We start from the raw sequence: 16943 nt of genomic DNA, 5'->3' as shown, positions 1-16943 counted from the left end.
GACTTCCTCCCTTCGTTGCCTCTGAGCGGCCTTGCCGTTGCCTCACCCCTGCGCGAGTGAGCGTGGATTACCCGATGTGGCCGTCACCCAGGTGTCGGTTCGGCATTTGAGCGGCATCTGCGAGCTCAGGCAGTTCGACCACCGTCACGCCAGCAGCGACCAAGAGCTCGACTCCGACGCAGTCGGCAACGAACAGGGGCGGTTCGCGCCAGGCGATGACGACGCGCGGGATCCCGGCCTCGAGGATCCGCTGCGCGCACGGAGTACGGTCCGCGCTCCGCCGGGAGCACGGCTCCAGGGACGAGTAGATCGTCGCCGTGGCCAGCCGAGGGTCGCCCACCGGCAGTTTTCCGAGGGCGGCCTCCTCCGCGTGCTCCCGCGGATCGGCCTCACGCGAGTAGCCGGCCGCGAGCTCGGTGCCGTCCTCGGCAACGATGACCGCCCCCACCGAGTACGCCCCGGCAGCCGGGGGACACAGCGCGGCGAGGCCGATCGCGCGCCGCATCCAGCGGAGGTCCTCGTCCCGGTCGGGGACGTACATCAGCCACGCTCCTTCGGGGCGTAGCGCAGCAGCACGACGTCGCCGATCACGCGGGCCTCCAGCAGACGCATCCGGGAGGTTGACCCGCCCGGGTATTCAGCGGCTCCCAGGAATTTCGGAGCGTCGGCCTGGCCTACGAGCAGCGGCGCGACGGCGAGGTGGACCTCGTCGGCCAGGTTCTGCGCCATGAACTGGGTGTGGATCGTGCCACCGCCCTCCACCATCAGCTGCTTGACGCCGCGGTGCCCGAGTTCGTCGAGGACCAGGCCCCAGTCGAGGTCGGGCCCGACGCTGACGACGTCAGCGAGGTCCCCGAGCGTCGCACGAACCTTTTCCACCGCGCTGTCGACGGTGACGACCAACTTGTCGCCGCCGTGGTGCCAGAACTTCAGGTCGGCGGCGAGGTCGCCGGTGCGGGTGACCGTGACTTTCAGCGGGTAGGCCGACTTGCTGTCGGCGACGCGCTGAGCACGGCGTTCGTCGCTGTTGACCAACAGGCGCGGGTTGTCCCGGCGCATGGTGTTCGCGCCGATCAGGATGGCGTCGGACTCCGCCCGGACCTGGTCGACGCGGTCGAAGTCCTGAGCGTTGGAGAGCAGCAGTCGCTCGGAGCTGGTGTCGTCCAGGTAGCCGTCGACCGACATGGCGGCGGAGAGGATGACGTACGGACGCATGGTCATAGGCGGTGTGATCCGTTCTGCTCAGAATTCGTGGGCGAGCGTGCCGTCGAAGTGCGCGCGGAACTCCGCGACCTCGGGCTGGCGCTGCCAGGGCACCAGCGCCTTGTCGAGACGCGCGAGCTCTCGGACGATCCGGCCCGAGCCCGTGTCGTTGGCGATACTCAGGGCCTGGAGACCGACCGCAGCGGCTTGGTCGGGCGCGCCGGCACCGGCGTGAGCCACGGCGGCCCGAGCCATATAGACGCCGCGGTCGCGGTGGTATCCGTCGGGCAGTGCCTTGATGGCGTTGGTGAAGACCTCCGCGGCTTCCGCATGCTTGCCCAGTACCTCCAAGCCCTGCGCCCGGTGCACTTCCACGTACTGCTCGTTCAGCCACACGCCCCAGGGGGTCGTGTCGCCGGAGACGCGATCGAGAGCGTTGCGCACATCGTCGATCGTGCGCTCGCTGTCGGCCAGCTCACCGCGCAACGCGTGCCCGTACGACTCGTAGGTCCGGGCGACGGCGGCCAGTCGACTGCGGGGCCGCGCCATGCGCTGCGCGGCTTCGGCGAGGTCGACGACGTCGACCAGGTCGCGCATCTCGCCAGCGAGCTGTGCCTTGCGGGCCATCACGTACGAGGTCAGGTCACCGTCTCCGACGGTGTGGCTCCACTGGAACGCTCGGTCGAGCCAGAACTGCGCGTTGTTGAAGTCGCCCAGGTCTTGGTAGAGCCAGGAAGTGAACTCCGCGTACTGCGTCTGGAGCTCCATGAGGGCGTGGCGGTCCGTGCCCTTCGTGTCCTGGCGCAGCTGCTTGATGTCCTCGATGTGCTGGAGCGCGGCCGCGATGGCTCGGCCGGGGCCGAGGAGGTTGTCGCTGTCGATCAGCAGACGACGCGCGCGCTGGAAGTGTTCCACCGGCGTACCGCTGTAGGCGGAAGCCGACCGGGCCGAGCGTGTCAGCCTCGGCAGAGAGCTGGCGGCCGCCGGCGATACCCCGCCCAGCGCAGCAGCTGCACCGAGCCCCATCCCGCCACGCAGCATCGCGCGTCGATCCAGCGCCACGAAAATCACCGATCCATCCCGTAGACGAGCGGGGACAAAGATCCCCTCACCGTCCGACGTTGCCCGCTGGGACGCGGCCACAGCCAGGTCCACGGATGATTCGGACACATGGAGCCCTGAAACGGACACATGATCTCGAGGGGAATCATCCGAGGCGATGCGCTCCCACAGCTCGATCAAAAGGCCGTGCGCGTTGAGCACACGGTCCAACTCCTCGACCTCGGAGCGGTGCTTCGGAGCGCGCTTCGCGTTCTCCCATTTCCACAGCTTGGAGTACGAGAAGAAGGTGGCTTCCGCGAGGCCGCGCAGGCTGAGACCGCGCCGCTCGCGGAGGTCTCGCACTGTGTAGCCGAAGCGGTCCAGGGGCGATGCCTCCGGGGTCAGAACGTTCGGCTTCTGCCCCACGCTGATCCCCCTCCATGTCTCCTATCGGTGTGTCCAGCGGCTGGACACATGTCAGACCTAGAACCAGCTCCGTGGTCGGGCCTACAACTTTGCTAACGAAGTTGGACCGGCCAGGGAGGGACGAACATGCAGAACGGCACGCGAGGAACGACGTCAGTCGCCTCGGTCCTTCTCGATCCGTTCGAGGCGTGCTGTGAGATCGGCGACCTGCTCTTCAAGTGCCTTGATGGATCGAGCGGTCGAGTCCTCGCCGGCGGAGGCAGCGTTGGTGACGAAAGAGCCGCGGCCCTGATGGGAGTAGATGAGGCCCGCCGTGCGCAGCTCGGTCAGGGCTCGCTGGACGGTCCCAGCTGCGACGCCGTACTCCTCTACGAGCTCCCGTGTGCTTGGCAGCTTCGTCCCAGGGGTCAGGAGACCGGAGCGGATCTTGTCGCGGACATCCTGAACGATTCGCTGGTACGGCTGCACGGCCTCGTTGCTCATGAGCGACATCGTAGGTCGACCCCCTCGTCTTAGCTAGCTTCCATAGCTTCCTCAATCAAGTGCTTGACATCCACCCAACCTTACCAGCTAACCTAGGTAAGTCAGCAAGGTTGGTGGGGCGGTAAGAGCCGCCCTGCTGGACGTACCACTGCACCATCGCAGTCCCGCAGCTCGTCTCTTCGGAGTCGGGCAGGTGGCCGGAGGCGGTAGCTAAGACCAAACCCCCCCGACCGGCAGGACTGCTGTACGACCTCAGCGCTGATGCGCTGTCTATCCGCCGGGACGCGGGCCTCTGGCTCGTGGGCCTGGTGGGTGGAGAGAGCATCCGCCCCGCACCCCCCTCCCCATTTCTCCTGCCGAGGAGTTGCCATGTCCGAGCTCGCCATGCCCAAGGCCGCCAAGCGCCGGGGCCGCACCCGTACCTCCCGCGTCAGCCCCCTCGCCCCGATCGTCCTCTCGACCTTGTCGCCCGGTCACATCGACATGCGGCGGGTCGAGTCCACCCAGAAGCGCCGTATCTCGCTGGTCTGCCCGGCCTGCGACACCTGGGTGGCCGTGACCCCCCACCGCGGCACCTACCTGCTCAAGACGGTCCCGCACCACACCGGCCGGGCCGGCGTCGACGCCGCGATCCGCTGCAGCTCCAGCAACCGTCTCGTCGACGTCGACGTCAGCGCGGACACCTGGAGCCGCCAGTACGGCGAGTGGGCGCGTGAGGAGCGTCTCGCGGTCGACCTGACCCGTCACCGCCGCGCCACCGTCCAGACCCTCAAGGTCGCCCGGCCGCAGGAGCGTCCCGCCGACCGGCGAGCTCAGTGGGAGCGTGCGGTGCCCGCCGCCCGCCGGGCCGACGCCGCCCGTGCGGTTCCGGCCGACGCGCTCCCCACCACGCGTGGTCGGGCCGTCGACGGCCCCGCCGGCGCCCTGCCGGCCATGATTGGGCAGGAGGCCGGGGACGGCCGTTCCGTCCGTGCCCTGGCCGCCGGCACCCTGCGCGTCCTGGCCGACGCCGCCCCGGGCCGTTCCGCGAGCGACGTCCTTGAGGAGCACCTCGCCCGCGTCGCCTACTCGCACCTGGCCACGCTCTGGCGCCGCCCCCTGACCCCGGCCGACCAGTCCGAGCACACGAAGCTGGTGGACGCGGTCCGGGCCGAGTTGCCCGCCCCGGCCCTGGGTGAGACCGCCGCGGTGTACACCGCCCGCTGCCGCAAGCCCGCCCTCGGCGCCCGCCGCCGCAAGCCCGCTCTCGCGGCCTGACCCGCACAACCGCCCCGGCCTCGGCTCCCGCACCGCGCGGGGGCCGAGGCCGGGACCGTCTGCTCCCGCCCTTGCCCGCTCACCGCGCCCTGGAGGTCCTGATGCCCGCCACCCTGACCCTGACGTCCCACCGGCCCAGCAGCGGCGAGGTGTTCGACGCCGAGACGCTCGCGCTCCTGGACGAGCTCGACGTCCCGCTCCCCACCGAGTTCGCCGACTTCGACGTCGACCTCGACATCGCCTTCGGCACACCGCTGGGGATGTACGAGCTGTTCGCGACGCCCCGCGAGAAGGCGGCCTCGCTGACCCGCCCGCACACCGAGGTCCTCGGCGAGTTCTTCGCACGCCGGCACGCGGCCCTGGACATTCTCGCGACCGACCCGTCGATCACCAGCCTGGTCCGCGAGCGCCTGGTCGACGTCCTTCTCCCCCACGCCGCTCGCCTGCGCCGGACGATCCGCTCCGGATGCCGCCCCGAATACGCCGCCGCCTGACCCACCGGCCCCGGACGGACGCCCACGATCAACGGCCACCCCCTACTGCACCAGGGGAGTGGCCGCTGGTCGTGGCCGGTCGTACGACCCGCCAACGAACGACAGCCCCGGGGATTGCGCCCCCGAGGCTGTCCAGGACCTACGCGGAGGACCTATGCAGAACAGCATCGCACGGAACAACGGCGACTCCGACACGGACATGGACGAGGCCCTGCGCCGCGTTCGGCAGGGGAAGTGACCGCGATGGACTGGCGCCATAACGCGGCCTGCCGCGAGGAAGACCCGGATCTGTTCTTCCCGGTCGGCAACACCGGCCCCGCCATGCTGCAGATCGAGGAAGCCAAGTCCGTCTGCCGCCGCTGCCCGGTCATGGAGGCGTGCTTGCAGTGGGCGCTGGAGTCCGGTCAGGACTCCGGGGTCTGGGGCGGGCTCAGCGAGGACGAGCGGCGGGCGATGAAGCGCCGCGCCGCCCGCAACCGGCACCGCGCCGGACAGGGGGCGACGGCATGACGAACATCCTGGCCGTCCTGGCCGCGCCCCTGCGGCACCTGTGGCAGTGCCCCCTGTGCAGCTGCTGGTGGGAGACCGAGTCCTGCCAGAGGTGCTGACCTGACACCGAGCTCCGCCCCGCCGACTGTCGGGCTCCCGGCCGCCGTGACCGCCGGCCGGGAGCCCGACCGAGGTCCCTTCCCGCTTGACCGCACGCGCCGTGCCCGGCCGCCCGCCTGACGGGCCGCCGGCCTTTCGCACGCCCTCTACCGGGCATCGGCTGGGGCCGACGCCCTTCCTCCAGGAGGCACCATGCGCACCATCCGCCGCGACGGCTGGACCGCCGCCGACTACGACTCCGAGCAGATCCTCCACCAGCTCGGGCACCGCGACGCCGCCGCCCAGGTGACCCGGGCGCGCCGCCGACGCCCGCTCCGCCGGGCCTGGCGCACGCTGCGCGCGCGGCTCCACCGTCCCGCCGACGTGACGCCGGCGGCGGGCATCGACTGGGACGCGGCCCGGGCGGCGGCCGACGCCGTCAACCGCGGCGACACCGGCGAGGCCGACCGCATCGTCCAGGCCACCGCCGACCCGCGCGGCACGGCCTTCGCGGCCTTCCGCTTCATCGACGTCCACTGAGTCCTTCCCGCCTGTCGGTTGCCTCCCCCGTCCGTCCCGGCCTGTGTGCCGGTACGGACGGGGCGAGGGGAGCCGGACAGCCCGGACTGCACCACCGACCTCCTCGAGGAGATGACATGTCCCTCAGCCCGCAGAAGACCACCACCCCCGTCGCCGTCTTCAAGGCCGGCGACTACGTCCTGTACCGCGACCCGGAGCTGTACTGGACCGGCCAGGCGGGCCACACCTTCGTCTGCAAGGTCAAGAAGGCGTGGGCGACCGGCGAGTACACCCTGACCGCGCTGGTCTCCGGCCGCCTGGTCGAGTTCGTCAAGCCGGACTACATGCGGCTGCTGCCGCCGATCGACGCGATGCGCGACATCGACACCGCCCCCCTGCACGGCGTCGACGCCGCCGACGACATGACCGCGGCGGCGATGGCCTGGCTCACCCAGCAGCAGGCCACCGCCAACGTCCGGCCGGAGCTGCCCGGCCCGCGCGGCTGACCCCACCCACCGAGCACCATCGCCGCCCCGGGCCTCCCGGGGCGGCACCCGACCTGGAAGGAGGCGGCGTGGCCGCCAACCGAACCCGTAAGAGGGCCAACGCCCGCACCAAGACGCCGGCCACGCCGGCCGCGCAGCCCGCCGCCTCCACCCTGCCCGCCCCCGCCCCGGCGCCGCTCTCCGAGATGACGCCGGTCTCCGAGACGGAGACGACGGTGGTACCGGAGACGGACTGGGTGGCGCTGGCCACGGTCGCGGACGCCCGCGACCGGGCCGCCGACATCATCGACACCGCCCGCGAGCAGGCCCTCGCCCTGCAGACGCAGGCCGAGGAGCAGGCGGCGCGCACCGTCGCCGATACCCACGAGCAGACCACCGCCCTGCTGGCCGACGCGCGCACGCGCGCCGAGGCCGTCACTGCCGGCGCCCAGGAGGAGGCCACCGCCCAGCGGGCGGCGGCCACCACCGAGGCCGAGACCGTGCGCGGGGAGGCGCAGCAGCTGCGCGGCGAGGCCGACCGGCTCCTGTCCGAGGCCCAGACCCGCGCCGGCCAGCTCCTCGCCCAGGCGCGGGCGCGGGTCGCGGAGCTGACCGAGCTGGCCGCCGCCGACCACCAGGCCACCGCGACGGCGGTCGCCGAGCTGCGGCGCCTGGCCGAGGCCGACCTCACCGAGATCGGCGCCCTGGTCGCCACCCGCCGCACCGAGGCCGGGCAGATCCTCGCCCGCGCCCGCGCCGAGGCCGACGAGCTGCTCGCCGCTGCCCAGGCCGAGGTCGAGCAGGCTCGCGAGCGCCACGCCCGGCTCGCCAAGGCCGCCGCCGAGCAGTACGCCGCCCGGCGCACCGAGGCGGAGGCGCTGCACGCGGACGCGGTCCAGGCCGCCGCCGAGCGGCGCCGCGAGGCCGACGCCTACGTCGCCGCCGCCCACACCGAGGCGGAGACCGCCCGCGCCGAGCTGCGCGCCGAGCTGCGCGAGCTCGGTGAGAAGTTCGACGCCGACGCCGAGGGCAAGCGCCAGGCCCTGGCTGAGGAGCTCGCCGGGCTGAAGAGGGCGTGCGACCAGCAGCGCGAGAAGCTGCGCACCGAGGCCACGACCGTTGCCCAGGAGCTGCGCGCGGCCGCGCAGAAGGAGGCCGAGCGCATCACCGCCGAGGCCGAGCGCAAGGCCAAGGCTGTCACCGAGCGGGCGCAGGCCGACGAGGCCCGCGCCCGCCGGCTGCTGAACGAGGCCCGCGAGGCCAAGAGGGCGGCCTCGAAGTGGCGCGGTTGGCGTCAGAACCTCGGCGGCAAGCTGTGGAAGATGGCGCCGTGGGTCGCGTTGGCCGCCGGAGTTGGGCTCGCCGCCGCCGGTGAGTACGAGCTGGCCCGCATGGTCGGCATCGGCAAGTATGTCGCCCCGCTTCTTCCGGTCAGCATCGACGTCTACTGCGTCACGGCTTTCCGGGCCAAGCGAGACATTCCCGCCGCGCTCACGCTGATGGCGTCGGCCAACGTCGTCTTCCACCTGTCCGAGCAGGCGCACCTCGTTCCCGAGGGCGGGTCGGCACCGTGGTGGCTGACGACGTTCGTCGTCCTGATCTTCGTGGCCGTCATCTGGCGCGTACACACCCTCATGCACGACGACGGTACGGACGGCCACGGCGGTACGGACACCTCGTCCGGTACGGCCACCGGTACGCCGGACCGTACCGGTGTGGACGGCGGAAGCGGTACGGCTGCCCGTACCGGTACGCACCGCCGGACGGCCGGTACGGACAGCATCGCGTCGGGCCGTACGCAGCCCGCGTACGGCGACCTGTACGCCGCGAACAGCGGCGGACGAGGCGACGGTACGGGCGCCGGATACGACGGTACGGACCCGGCACACGCCCTCTCCCACCCGGCGCACCGCGATGGGGGTGAAGGGGCGCTGACCAGGCCGTACAGCGACCGTACACACGGCGTACACACCCCTCTAGACGGGGCGGCGCGTACAGGTACGGCGACCCGGAGGCGTACCGGTACGGCTCACGCGGCCGTACAGGAGCGCAGCGGCGCGGTCAGCGTCCGTACCCAGCTCGGCTTCGACGCTGTACAGGGTGGCCGTACCGGTACGGCGGCCACTTCCTCTCGCGCAACCGGAGCCAGCGGTGCGGGCCGTACAGCCGGTACGGACCGACCCGGTACGCCTGCCCGTACGGACGCCGAACTCCTCCCGCTCGTACAGGCGCTGCCGCGCGATGAGGACGGCTACGTGACCTTGTACCGGGTCCGTACCGACCTCTCGGTCAACCTGCCCCGCGCGGTCCGGCTGCTGAAGGAGGCCGGCCTGCTGCGGCCCGAGGACGCCGACAAGCACCTCACCTGACCCACCGTCCGGCACACACCAAGGAGGGCCAGCCCGAAGTCAGCGGGCTGGCCCTCCTTGCGACTGCCGGAAGCAGTCACGACCAGTACAGCACGTTTCCCCTGATCAGACCCCGCTTCCGGCATGCCTGGGCGGGCTCGAACCACACCGAGAAGGAGTTCATCAGCCATGTCCGGCATCGACTGGGACAAGGAGCTCAGCCTCATGACCCCCCAGCCCCAGCCCCCGACCCCGCAGACCCCGGCCCCCGAGGCCCCGGAGAAGCCGCAGAAGCCCGCGACCTCGAGGTTTTCCACCGCGGTCGACGGGATGCGCCGCAACACCGCGGCCCTCGCCGTGTGCGGCACGATCGCCGTCGTCGCCGTGTGCGGAACGGTCATCGCCGTCACCAACGCGCAGGCCGACCAGGCCGCCCAGGACCGTGCGCGCGCGCAGCAGGACGCCGCGAACGCCCTGGTCGAGGCGGAGGCCGACAAGCAGCGGGCCCAGATCGAGGAGGCCACCGCCAAGGCCGCGTACGAGCGGGAGCTGACCGTCTACCGCGAGTGCATGAAGGACCGCGCGGCGGCCGTCGCCAAGGCGTCTTCCTTCGAGATCTCCCGGATCCCCGAGTGCCCGGCCCCGGTCTTCAGCGGCACCTCCGCCAGGGCCCAGCAGCCCGCCGGCGCCAGCTCTGGGAGCGGCATCACCTCCAGCCCGTGGCTGTGGGTGGCGCTCGTCGGAGGCGGCGGCCTCCTGGCCTACAAGAAGCTCTCCGCGCCCTCCGGTTCGGGCGCGGTAACCCCCGTCAGCAACAAAGGATTCACCTTCGAGAAGGGTGCGTGACATGACGCTTCAGTTCTTCGCCCTCGGTCTTTTCTGCTGGGCTCTGTTCTTCACCTTCAGGAAGACGAAGGGGAAGCAGATGGTGGTCTGCATCATGCTCATCGTCTCCGGCATCTTCCTGCCGTACACGCCGTTCAGTGAGTCGATCCGCGGCACGCTGGAGTCGGTGTTCAACACGGCGAACACGACCGTGAACAACATCGGCTCGGCGTCGCGCTGAGTGACCGATCGCGGTTACCGGTTACCGGTTACAGCCCCCAGAGACCCCTCGAACCCTCCGCCGGAGGGCCCGAACCGGGGTCCTGGGGGCCTGTAACCGGTAACCGGTAACCGACCTCAACCACATAGAGTCACAGAAAGGAGGGGCATGGAACTGCTCTTGCTCCTCGCCATCAGCTACGTGTTCGGCGTGGAGAAAACGCACGGGAAATACGAGCAGGCGGGAATCAAGAAACCCCCCGCTAAAACAAAAGATAAATGGAATCCGACCCGGGCGCCGGACACATTCCGAAACGCGCCGTACAACATCGCGGCGAAAACGCATTACGGTCTGCTGGCGGGCGCGCATATGGCCGGTGGCCTGCGCGACGGATGGCGCTCGGCCTACCTCAAGAAGCCGACCGAGGTGCCTTCCGTTTCCCCTTCCGCAGACCCCTCTGCGGCGAAGCCGCCGAAGGGTAAGTCGACGAAGGGGAAGCCGTCCTCGACAACGCCGCCTACGGCGACTCCCTCCTCGGCGACCCCGCCGACGGGCTCTTCGTCCTCGGCGACGCCGCCGGCGGGGACCCCGTCCTCCACGGCGACGCCGCCGTCTTCGACGTCTCCGCCGACGACGCCTCCACCGCCGTCCGCACCCCCACCGCCGTCCGCGCCCCCTCCCCCGACGACCCCGCCGCGGCCGACGGCGCCTCCGCCGCCGACGACCCCGCCGGTGACGGTGCCGCCGGGGTCCGCAGTTCCCCCGGCCGGGACCATTCCGCGGCCCCGCACCGTCAAGCTGCCCGACCACATCCGGAAGGACCCCGCGATGCAGCCCAACCCGCCCGTCCCGCACGCCGCGACCGTCGACGACAAGGGCGTCCACGTCACGACCGCCGCGGGCAAGTCCCGCACCTACAGCGGCGGTGAGGTCATGAACCTCACCCAGGTCATCGACCTCGCCGACGGCTCGGCCACCCTGTGCCAGGCCAGCACCGACACCGCCCTGGAACTCATGGACGAGGCCCTGGAGCTGGCCACGGACTGCGACACGCTCATCGCGGACATCACCGCCAAGGGCGTCGGCGCGAACCTCATCGCGAAGTGCGAGCACCTCAAGGAGCAGCTCGACCTCCAGGCCGCCGCCGCCAAGGACGTCCACGACAAGATCCAGGGTGGCGAGGAGGCGTGCCGCACCGCGTCCGCGAACGCCGAGGCCCGGCACGGCGGCATCTTCCGCGCCGTCGCCGACTCCCCCCTGACCAAGCCCGCCGAGCGCGACTTCTACAACGCCCGCTGACCACAGACAGGAGAAGCCCCGCATGAGCGCCACCGAAACCCTGAAGGACGCCGCGAACTACGCGGCCCTGCGCACCAAACTGGCCTGGCTCACCCACAACGTCCACGCGCACGCCCGGACCGTCACCAAGCTCGCCGCGGACGTCGACGACGCCGCCGAGCAGATGCTCGACGCCGCCGAGACGATGAAGGCGCTGGCCGTCGACGACGCCACGACCTCCGAGTTCGCCGACGCCGCGCTGACCATGACCGGCGTCAAGGACGCGGCCGGCGCTTACACCTCCGCCGCCGACAGCGCGGCCGCGGCCGCCGACGACGCGAAGACCACCACCGAGAACGACCACGGCGGCATCGCCGACGCCGTCGCCACCTCCCCCGTCGACATGGCCGAAGCCGGCTTCTACGCCCAGAGTTAAGGAGACCGAAGGATCATGGGGCCGACCCGAGCACAGTTCGTTCAGTACGCGCCCGCCGCGCTCGCGGTGGTGCCACTTGCCGCCGGCCCCTGGTCCGCCCTCGCCGCCGCGGCGGCCGGAGCCGGGGCGTGGGCCGTTGGCGCCTCCGCCCCGGTGCTGCGGTCCCTGATCGCGTGCGGGCTTACCACCACAGGCTGCGGCATCGCCGCCAGCGAGGTCCTCGCCGCCGGCATGAACCCGCTGATCGCCCTTGGGCTCGCGGTCCCGGCCGGGGCCGCCGCCTTGGCCCACCACCGCAACCTCGCCGGCCACCTCCCCGCGCCCGAGCTCATCTCCGTGACCACGGGCGCGGGGGTGACCACTGGGCAGACGTCTCAGGCACAGCTCATCACCGCCTGGTGGCGCGAGTACATCTCCGGCCCGACCCAGACCGAGGGCCGCGTCCTCATCCAGGCCGGGGCCAACCTGGAGCACCTCGGCCTCGGGATCGACGCCGACCACGTCGCGTTCACCGGGATCATCACCCTGCCCCAGGGGCAGCAGGTGCGGGTCCGGGCCGCCGACATCGCCTCCGTCTACCAGATCCCCGTCTCCCAGGTGGAGCTGGGCGACCCCAAGCACTACGCGCCGAACGCCCTGCCGGTCACCGTGCATCTGAAGGTGCTGGCGGAGCAGCCGCAGATCACGGCCGGGGCCCCCACGACCCCGCAGGAGCTGTGGGCCGCCTACGTCGGCGTGCCCGAGGGCGCGATGCCGGGCACCACCCTGACCCTGACCCGCTACGACGGGCCGCTGGACTGGGAAGGCATCGCGACCCGCGACCGCCGGGCGATCGGCACCGTGAACCTGCAGGACCTCGCGGGCAACCTCGACCTGGAGACGATCCAGATCGCCCTGGCCCCCGGCGACAAGCCCTCTCAGATGGGGATCCGGGTGATGCGGGAGCACGCCCTGATGCACGGCACGATGCTCTCGACGGTCCTGGACGAGCTGTCGATGGACTCGCGCGGCTACGTCCGCGCCGGCACCTACGTCGACGGCCGCCCCGCGCTCCTGCCGCTCGCGCAGCCCGGCTCCGGCGCCCGCCACCTCTACCTCGTCGGCGGTTCCCGGTCGGGCAAGTCGGGGCTGCTGGAGCAGATCCTGCTCTCCGCCCACCGCTCCAATATCGCGGTGATCCTCGCCTCCCCGCAGGCCGGGACCATCGCCGGCGCCTCGCTGTCCGCGTACCTTGGGGACGGCCTGGACGAGGCGATGGGCGCGCTGCGCCTCGCCTACGCGATGCTGCTCGACCGCGAATCCCGCTACCGCTCCCCCGCGTTCCCCTTCACCGACCCGCTGGTCCTGGTCGTCATCGACGAGGCCCACATGTTGCTGTCGGCCTCCTCGCCCTACGCCGAAGAGGCGAAGGCGATCGTCGAGCAGTTGACCCGCCGGTCCCTCAAGCGGGGCATCGGTGTCGTCCTGGCCACCCAGACCCCGCTCGCCGAAGACCTCGGCAACTCCACGGTCATCCGCTCGCAGCTGCTGATCGGCGGCGGCGCGGTGTTCCTGCGCTGCGCCAAGGGCCAGGGCTCGCTGGTCGGCACGAACGCGGTGGAGGGCGCGGAGGGCATCGACCTGTCGAGGATCCCCTCGCAGTGGCCCGGCCAGTACGCCAAGGTCGCCGACCGCGACATGTCCGGCCTGGCCACCGAAGCCGCCGCCGCCCCCGAGGACGGCACCTTCGGCCTGGGCTACCTCCTCACCCCCGGCAGCCAGGCCGTCCAGTTCCGCTCCCTGCACCTGGACGTGCCGCCGGTCTCCCTCGCCGGGGGCGAGCGGCCGGTCGGGATCGAGGACTGCGACGCCTGGCGCGAGCGCGACGCGATCGCCCAGACGCGGATGGTCGACAAGCGCGGCAAGAACCTCATCGGCAGCCTCGCCGACCTCCTCGCCGCCGCCGAGGCCGCCGCCTCCTCGCCGGAGCCGGCGGCCCACCACAACCCCGCCGGTCTCCACGCCGTCCCCGGGCCCGCCCGGCCGGGTGGAGCACCGGCGGCATCCGAGGGACAGGAGCTGATCAAGCCGCGCATCCTCGAGCTCCTCCAGGAGCACTCCATCCCCATGACCGCCGAAACCATCGCCCGCAAGCTCGAGATCCCCGCCACTCGCGTCAAGCCGCGGCTGTCCGAGCTGAAGAAGAGGGGCGAGGTCACCAACGAGAACGGCCTGTGGAGGGCAGCATGAACACCCACACGAAGACCGACTTCACCCCCATTGACCAGGACCTGTACGCGGCCGCGTTCCGGCTCCTGGACCCCGACCCGGTCCCCATCCCGGAACCCGCGCCGCCTGCGGCTCTCGTGGTGCCCGCGCAGGTCCCCCTCACCGCCGCCGCTCCGGTGCGCCTGACCGGGCCGGTGGAGAAGACCCTCACCGACGCGCTCGCGTTCCTCGACACCCACGGCTGGACCCGGTACTCCCTCATCAACACGGAGGGCGCCCGCTGCTCCATCGGCGCCCTGCGCGCCGCCGCCGGAGCCCGCAACACCGCCTACCGCGACGCCGGAAACCTCCTCCTCGACGAGGCCCGCCGACAGCACGGCAAGAAGTGGCAGACCATCCCGTCCTGGAACGACTGCCACAGCGGAGCGCAGGTGCGTAGCGTGTGGGAGGCCGCCATCCGGCGCGCCCAACACCTGAACATCTGACGCTGGAGCTGCCCGTGTCGTTCTCGTTCACCAACCCGCAGCCGGACCGCGGCGGCCGTTCGTCCTCCTTCACCGACCCACAGCCGGAGGACGACGGCCGCTCGTTCTCGTTCACCGGACCGGACCCGGCCGACATCGACAGGCAGCTCCAGACGATCACCGACATGGCCCACGAGATCCTCCGCCTCGTCGCAGACGTCCGCAGGCAGATCAACACCTGACACACCGCACAGCTCGGCCTCGCGCCCCGCCCGGAACCTCCTTCCGGGCGGGGCGTCGCCGTTCCCTGCCCGAACCACCACCCTCTCGGGAGACCGCCACCGTGCGCCGCTACCGCTACCGCTACCGCTGCACCATCTGCCGCACCACCAGCCCCGTCGTCCTCCACCCCGACGACCTCGACGCCGAAGGCGATGCCCACCGCCAGGCCGTCCACGGCGGCCACTTCCCCGACGACGAACTCGCCGGCGAGATAGACCGCCTGGGCCGCTGGTACGCCGCCCTGTCCCCGCTCGCCGTGCTCCACGCCCGCATCGCCGACGGCCTCAGCGACCTGCGCGACGAGAAGACCATGGGCCACTACTGGTGGGCCAGCGCCGGCTCCGCCCTCCTGATCGGCGGCTCCGCCGCCCTCATCGCCCTGGTCGTCTCCGCCGCCCTCTGACACAGGATCCGACCGTCCCGCCTGGCCACCGGCACCGGCCCGCCCCGCACTCCGAGGGGCGGCCGGTCCCGGTGACCGGACAGGCCGACCGGCCACCACCCGCGCCCCACAGACCCTCCCGGTCGGCGGGGCGCAGCACTTCCCGTCCTGCTCCACCATCCCGTTCAGGAGACCCGATGTTCCGTGTGATCCGCACCCGCACCTACCGCGAGCTCCACACCCACGTCCAGGAGCTCCACGACCGCGCCGCCAGCCAGGAGCGCGGCCGCCTGGCCGCCGAGTACCGCATCACCCAGGCCCTGGAGCTCCTCAGGACCGAGGACAGCGAGTTGTCCACCTGCCTGAGCGACGCCCTGACCGGCGACGGACAGTTCACCGTCGCCGCGACGAGGAGCTCCGCCCCGCTCCCCCGCTGACCGCCCGCCCACTCCGGGGGAGGCACCCGTGCACGCCCACGACCCCGGCGACGGCTCGCTGCCGGTCTTCCGGTGGCGCCAGGCCGTCCCCGGGCTCGCAACTCACCGCCAGCTGCGGGAGATGGGCCTGCGCCCCGGCGGCCAGGAGCCCGTCGCCCGCATCGAGTGCCGCGGCGGCCGGCGGTTCGCGTGGCTGTACCGGATCGACCTGGCGAAGCCGAAGCGGCCGATGACCCTCGCCAAGGAAGCGGCGCTCGACAAGGCGATGGCCAAGCGCCAGACCTACGGCACCTGCCGCCGCCGCTACTTCCACTGCATCCCGCTCAAGACCTTGGACTCGTGCCTGAGTGCCACGACGGCACGCCCGCCGACCCCGCCTCCTACACCGCTCCCCCGGCCCCGCACCTGCTGGCCGCCTGAACCGAGAGGACCACCTCATGCAGGCTCACCGTCCCGCCACCTTCGCCGCCGTACTCGGACTGACCCGCGCCGCCAGCGCCATCGGCGACTTCTGGGTGCAGAGCGACTTCTGCGCCCGGGTGAAGGGCGCCTCCGACGACCACCCGGTCACCTACCAGGACCCGGTCACCGAGAAGAAGACGGTCCACGGCACGGCCGACGGCCGCAAGGCGTGCCTGGAGCACTGCCTGACCTACACCGCCACCCAGGCGATCGTCACCGGGCTCGGCGCCCGCGCCCTCGGCATCCGCGTCCACCCGGCCGCAGCCGCGGCCGCCCTCGCCATCTCCTTCGGCACCCACTACGCCGCCGACCGGCGCGTCCCGGGCAAGGGCCTGCTGGAGAAGCTCGCCACCAAGACCGCAACGGGCGGCTTCTACAAGCTCGCAGACTTCGGCATGAACGGGTCCTTCCACTTGGACTCCGCCTGGCACCACGGCTGGGAGACGGTCGCCGCCCTGATCGCCACCACCGGCGCGAAGTCCCGGTAACCGGCCGCCCCGCACCTTTCCGTCCGCGCCGCCCGGCCGGGCATCACGACCCACCTTGCTGAACTGGCCCGCTGTCCTGCGGGCCGTCCTCCCCGCATTCCGAAGGAGAACAGCTGTGCGCGCTTCTGTACGCCGCTCCATCCAGGCCCTGCTCGACGGCGTCGACATGGTCATCATGCTGGCCGGTGCCGTCAGCGGCGCCGTTGTCGGCTACACCTACTACCCGGCCACCTTCGACGCCGACCTGCGCCTGGCCGCCACCGGCGCCGTCGCCCTCGGCGGCACCTTCCTCTTCACCACGGTCGCCGACGCACTGCTCGCCCCGCTGCGCCGCCGCGTCGCCCAGGCCGACATCGCCGAGCTCCGCAGTGCTGCCGTGCCGAGCGACCTGGACGAGGCGCTCGGACAGATCGGCGCCGCCGCCGAGACCGACGCCGCGCACCGCGCCGCCCAGGCCGCGTACCGCATCGACCTCAGCAAGAGCCTGCTCAGCAGCGCCGAGCGGTGGCGCGGCTACACCACCTGTCCGCGTACTCACTGAGGTGCTCAGCAAGGTACGGATGAACGTGCTCAGCTTGGCGGCCTTCAAGCGCCGGCTTGTGGGGAGAAGAAGGGGA

Annotated in this window: 22 protein-coding genes and 1 pseudogene; 18 read left to right on the top strand and 5 right to left on the bottom strand. The window is 71.7% G+C overall.

From position 1 onward, the window contains the following. Positions 1 to 67 precede the first annotated feature (67 nt). The 4 genes from AB0E19_RS35835 to AB0E19_RS35820 form a co-directional block, all read right to left on the bottom strand. Positions 68 to 541, bottom strand: a complete 474-nt coding sequence (locus AB0E19_RS35835) for a deaminase (RefSeq protein ID WP_362188453.1) — start codon at positions 539 to 541, stop codon at positions 68 to 70. Next, positions 541 to 1221, bottom strand: a complete 681-nt coding sequence (locus AB0E19_RS35830) for a dihydrofolate reductase family protein (protein WP_362188449.1) — start codon at positions 1219 to 1221, stop codon at positions 541 to 543. The genes AB0E19_RS35835 and AB0E19_RS35830 overlap by 1 nt, the downstream gene beginning before the upstream one ends. Positions 1222 to 1242: 21 nt before the next feature. After that, complete coding sequence (locus AB0E19_RS35825; RefSeq protein ID WP_362188446.1) at positions 1243 to 2670, bottom strand: helix-turn-helix transcriptional regulator; 1428 nt, start codon at positions 2668 to 2670, stop codon at positions 1243 to 1245. A gap of 153 nt (positions 2671 to 2823) precedes the next feature. After that, a complete protein-coding gene (locus tag AB0E19_RS35820) occupies positions 2824 to 3153 on the bottom strand; it encodes a winged helix-turn-helix domain-containing protein (protein WP_362188443.1) in 330 nt (109 codons plus the stop codon). A 369-nt stretch (positions 3154 to 3522) separates the two neighbouring features. Here AB0E19_RS35820 and AB0E19_RS35815 point away from each other — a divergent pair, with 369 nt between their 5' ends. The 8 genes from AB0E19_RS35815 to AB0E19_RS35780 all read left to right on the top strand — a co-directional run bounded on the left by AB0E19_RS35815 (position 3523) and on the right by AB0E19_RS35780 (position 9910). Further along, on the top strand, positions 3523 to 4410 hold the full coding sequence (locus AB0E19_RS35815) for a hypothetical protein (RefSeq protein ID WP_362188440.1): 888 nt from the start codon (positions 3523 to 3525) through the stop codon (positions 4408 to 4410). A 71-nt stretch (positions 4411 to 4481) separates the two neighbouring features. Further along, the gene (locus AB0E19_RS35810) at positions 4482 to 4904 is read left to right on the top strand and encodes a hypothetical protein (RefSeq protein ID WP_362188437.1); all 423 of its coding nucleotides are present in this window, start codon (positions 4482 to 4484) and stop codon (positions 4902 to 4904) included. Between the two features lie 243 nt (positions 4905 to 5147). Further along, positions 5148 to 5414 (top strand): WhiB family transcriptional regulator, encoded by a 267-nt coding sequence (locus tag AB0E19_RS35805; RefSeq protein ID WP_362188434.1) that lies wholly within the window; start codon positions 5148 to 5150, stop codon positions 5412 to 5414. A 291-nt stretch (positions 5415 to 5705) separates the two neighbouring features. After that, positions 5706 to 6032, top strand: coding sequence for a hypothetical protein (locus AB0E19_RS35800; protein WP_362188431.1), 327 nt, complete (start codon positions 5706 to 5708; stop codon positions 6030 to 6032). Between the two features lie 116 nt (positions 6033 to 6148). Then, a complete protein-coding gene (locus AB0E19_RS35795; RefSeq protein WP_362188428.1) occupies positions 6149 to 6517 on the top strand; it encodes a hypothetical protein in 369 nt (122 codons plus the stop codon). A gap of 68 nt (positions 6518 to 6585) precedes the next feature. Then, complete coding sequence (locus tag AB0E19_RS35790) at positions 6586 to 8865, top strand: hypothetical protein (protein ID WP_362188425.1); 2280 nt, start codon at positions 6586 to 6588, stop codon at positions 8863 to 8865. A 168-nt stretch (positions 8866 to 9033) separates the two neighbouring features. Next, positions 9034 to 9690 (top strand): hypothetical protein, encoded by a 657-nt coding sequence (locus AB0E19_RS35785; protein WP_362188422.1) that lies wholly within the window; start codon positions 9034 to 9036, stop codon positions 9688 to 9690. A gap of 1 nt (position 9691) precedes the next feature. Beyond that, a complete protein-coding gene (locus AB0E19_RS35780; RefSeq protein ID WP_362188419.1) occupies positions 9692 to 9910 on the top strand; it encodes a hypothetical protein in 219 nt (72 codons plus the stop codon). A 383-nt stretch (positions 9911 to 10293) separates the two neighbouring features. Here AB0E19_RS35780 and AB0E19_RS35775 read toward each other — a convergent pair whose 3' ends face one another. Then, the gene (locus AB0E19_RS35775) at positions 10294 to 10665 is read right to left on the bottom strand and encodes a hypothetical protein (RefSeq protein WP_362188416.1); all 372 of its coding nucleotides are present in this window, start codon (positions 10663 to 10665) and stop codon (positions 10294 to 10296) included. Positions 10666 to 10717: 52 nt separating this feature from the next. On the opposite strand from AB0E19_RS35775, the gene AB0E19_RS35770 reads away from it, so the two are divergent. The 10 genes and pseudogenes from AB0E19_RS35770 to AB0E19_RS35725 all read left to right on the top strand — a co-directional run bounded on the left by AB0E19_RS35770 (position 10718) and on the right by AB0E19_RS35725 (position 16867). Then, entirely contained in the window at positions 10718 to 11188 is a 471-nt protein-coding gene (locus tag AB0E19_RS35770) for a hypothetical protein (protein ID WP_362188413.1), read from the top strand. Positions 11189 to 11210: 22 nt separating this feature from the next. Next, positions 11211 to 11603: a hypothetical protein gene (locus AB0E19_RS35765; RefSeq protein WP_362188410.1), complete on the top strand. Its 393-nt coding sequence runs from the start codon at positions 11211 to 11213 to the stop codon at positions 11601 to 11603. Positions 11604 to 11618: 15 nt separating this feature from the next. Continuing rightward, positions 11619 to 13832 (top strand): type IV secretory system conjugative DNA transfer family protein, encoded by a 2214-nt coding sequence (locus tag AB0E19_RS35760; protein ID WP_362188407.1) that lies wholly within the window; start codon positions 11619 to 11621, stop codon positions 13830 to 13832. Continuing rightward, positions 13829 to 14296, top strand: a complete 468-nt coding sequence (locus tag AB0E19_RS35755) for a hypothetical protein (RefSeq protein ID WP_362188404.1) — start codon at positions 13829 to 13831, stop codon at positions 14294 to 14296. Before AB0E19_RS35760 ends, AB0E19_RS35755 begins: the two co-directional genes overlap by 4 nt. Positions 14297 to 14310: 14 nt before the next feature. Continuing rightward, positions 14311 to 14517: a hypothetical protein gene (locus AB0E19_RS35750; protein ID WP_362188401.1), complete on the top strand. Its 207-nt coding sequence runs from the start codon at positions 14311 to 14313 to the stop codon at positions 14515 to 14517. A gap of 101 nt (positions 14518 to 14618) precedes the next feature. After that, positions 14619 to 14960 carry a hypothetical protein gene (locus tag AB0E19_RS35745; protein ID WP_362188398.1) on the top strand — a complete coding sequence of 114 codons (342 nt, stop codon included), beginning with the start codon at positions 14619 to 14621 and terminating at the stop codon, positions 14958 to 14960. Positions 14961 to 15136: 176 nt separating this feature from the next. Further along, positions 15137 to 15376, top strand: a complete 240-nt coding sequence (locus tag AB0E19_RS35740) for a hypothetical protein (protein ID WP_362188395.1) — start codon at positions 15137 to 15139, stop codon at positions 15374 to 15376. A 28-nt stretch (positions 15377 to 15404) separates the two neighbouring features. After that, positions 15405 to 15665, top strand: a pseudogene (locus AB0E19_RS35735) (RRQRL motif-containing zinc-binding protein); the annotation flags it as partial. Between the two features lie 148 nt (positions 15666 to 15813). Then, positions 15814 to 16326 carry a hypothetical protein gene (locus AB0E19_RS35730; RefSeq protein ID WP_362188392.1) on the top strand — a complete coding sequence of 171 codons (513 nt, stop codon included), beginning with the start codon at positions 15814 to 15816 and terminating at the stop codon, positions 16324 to 16326. A gap of 115 nt (positions 16327 to 16441) precedes the next feature. Beyond that, a complete protein-coding gene (locus AB0E19_RS35725) occupies positions 16442 to 16867 on the top strand; it encodes a hypothetical protein (RefSeq protein ID WP_362188389.1) in 426 nt (141 codons plus the stop codon). Positions 16868 to 16943: the final 76 nt, after the last annotated feature.

It is taken from the genome of Streptomyces sp. NPDC047974 (assembly GCF_040653375.1).
Lineage (GTDB): Bacteria > Actinomycetota > Actinomycetes > Streptomycetales > Streptomycetaceae > Streptomyces.
Note: the sequence above shows the minus strand (reverse complement) of the source record. Positions and strands in the feature narration are given on the sequence as shown.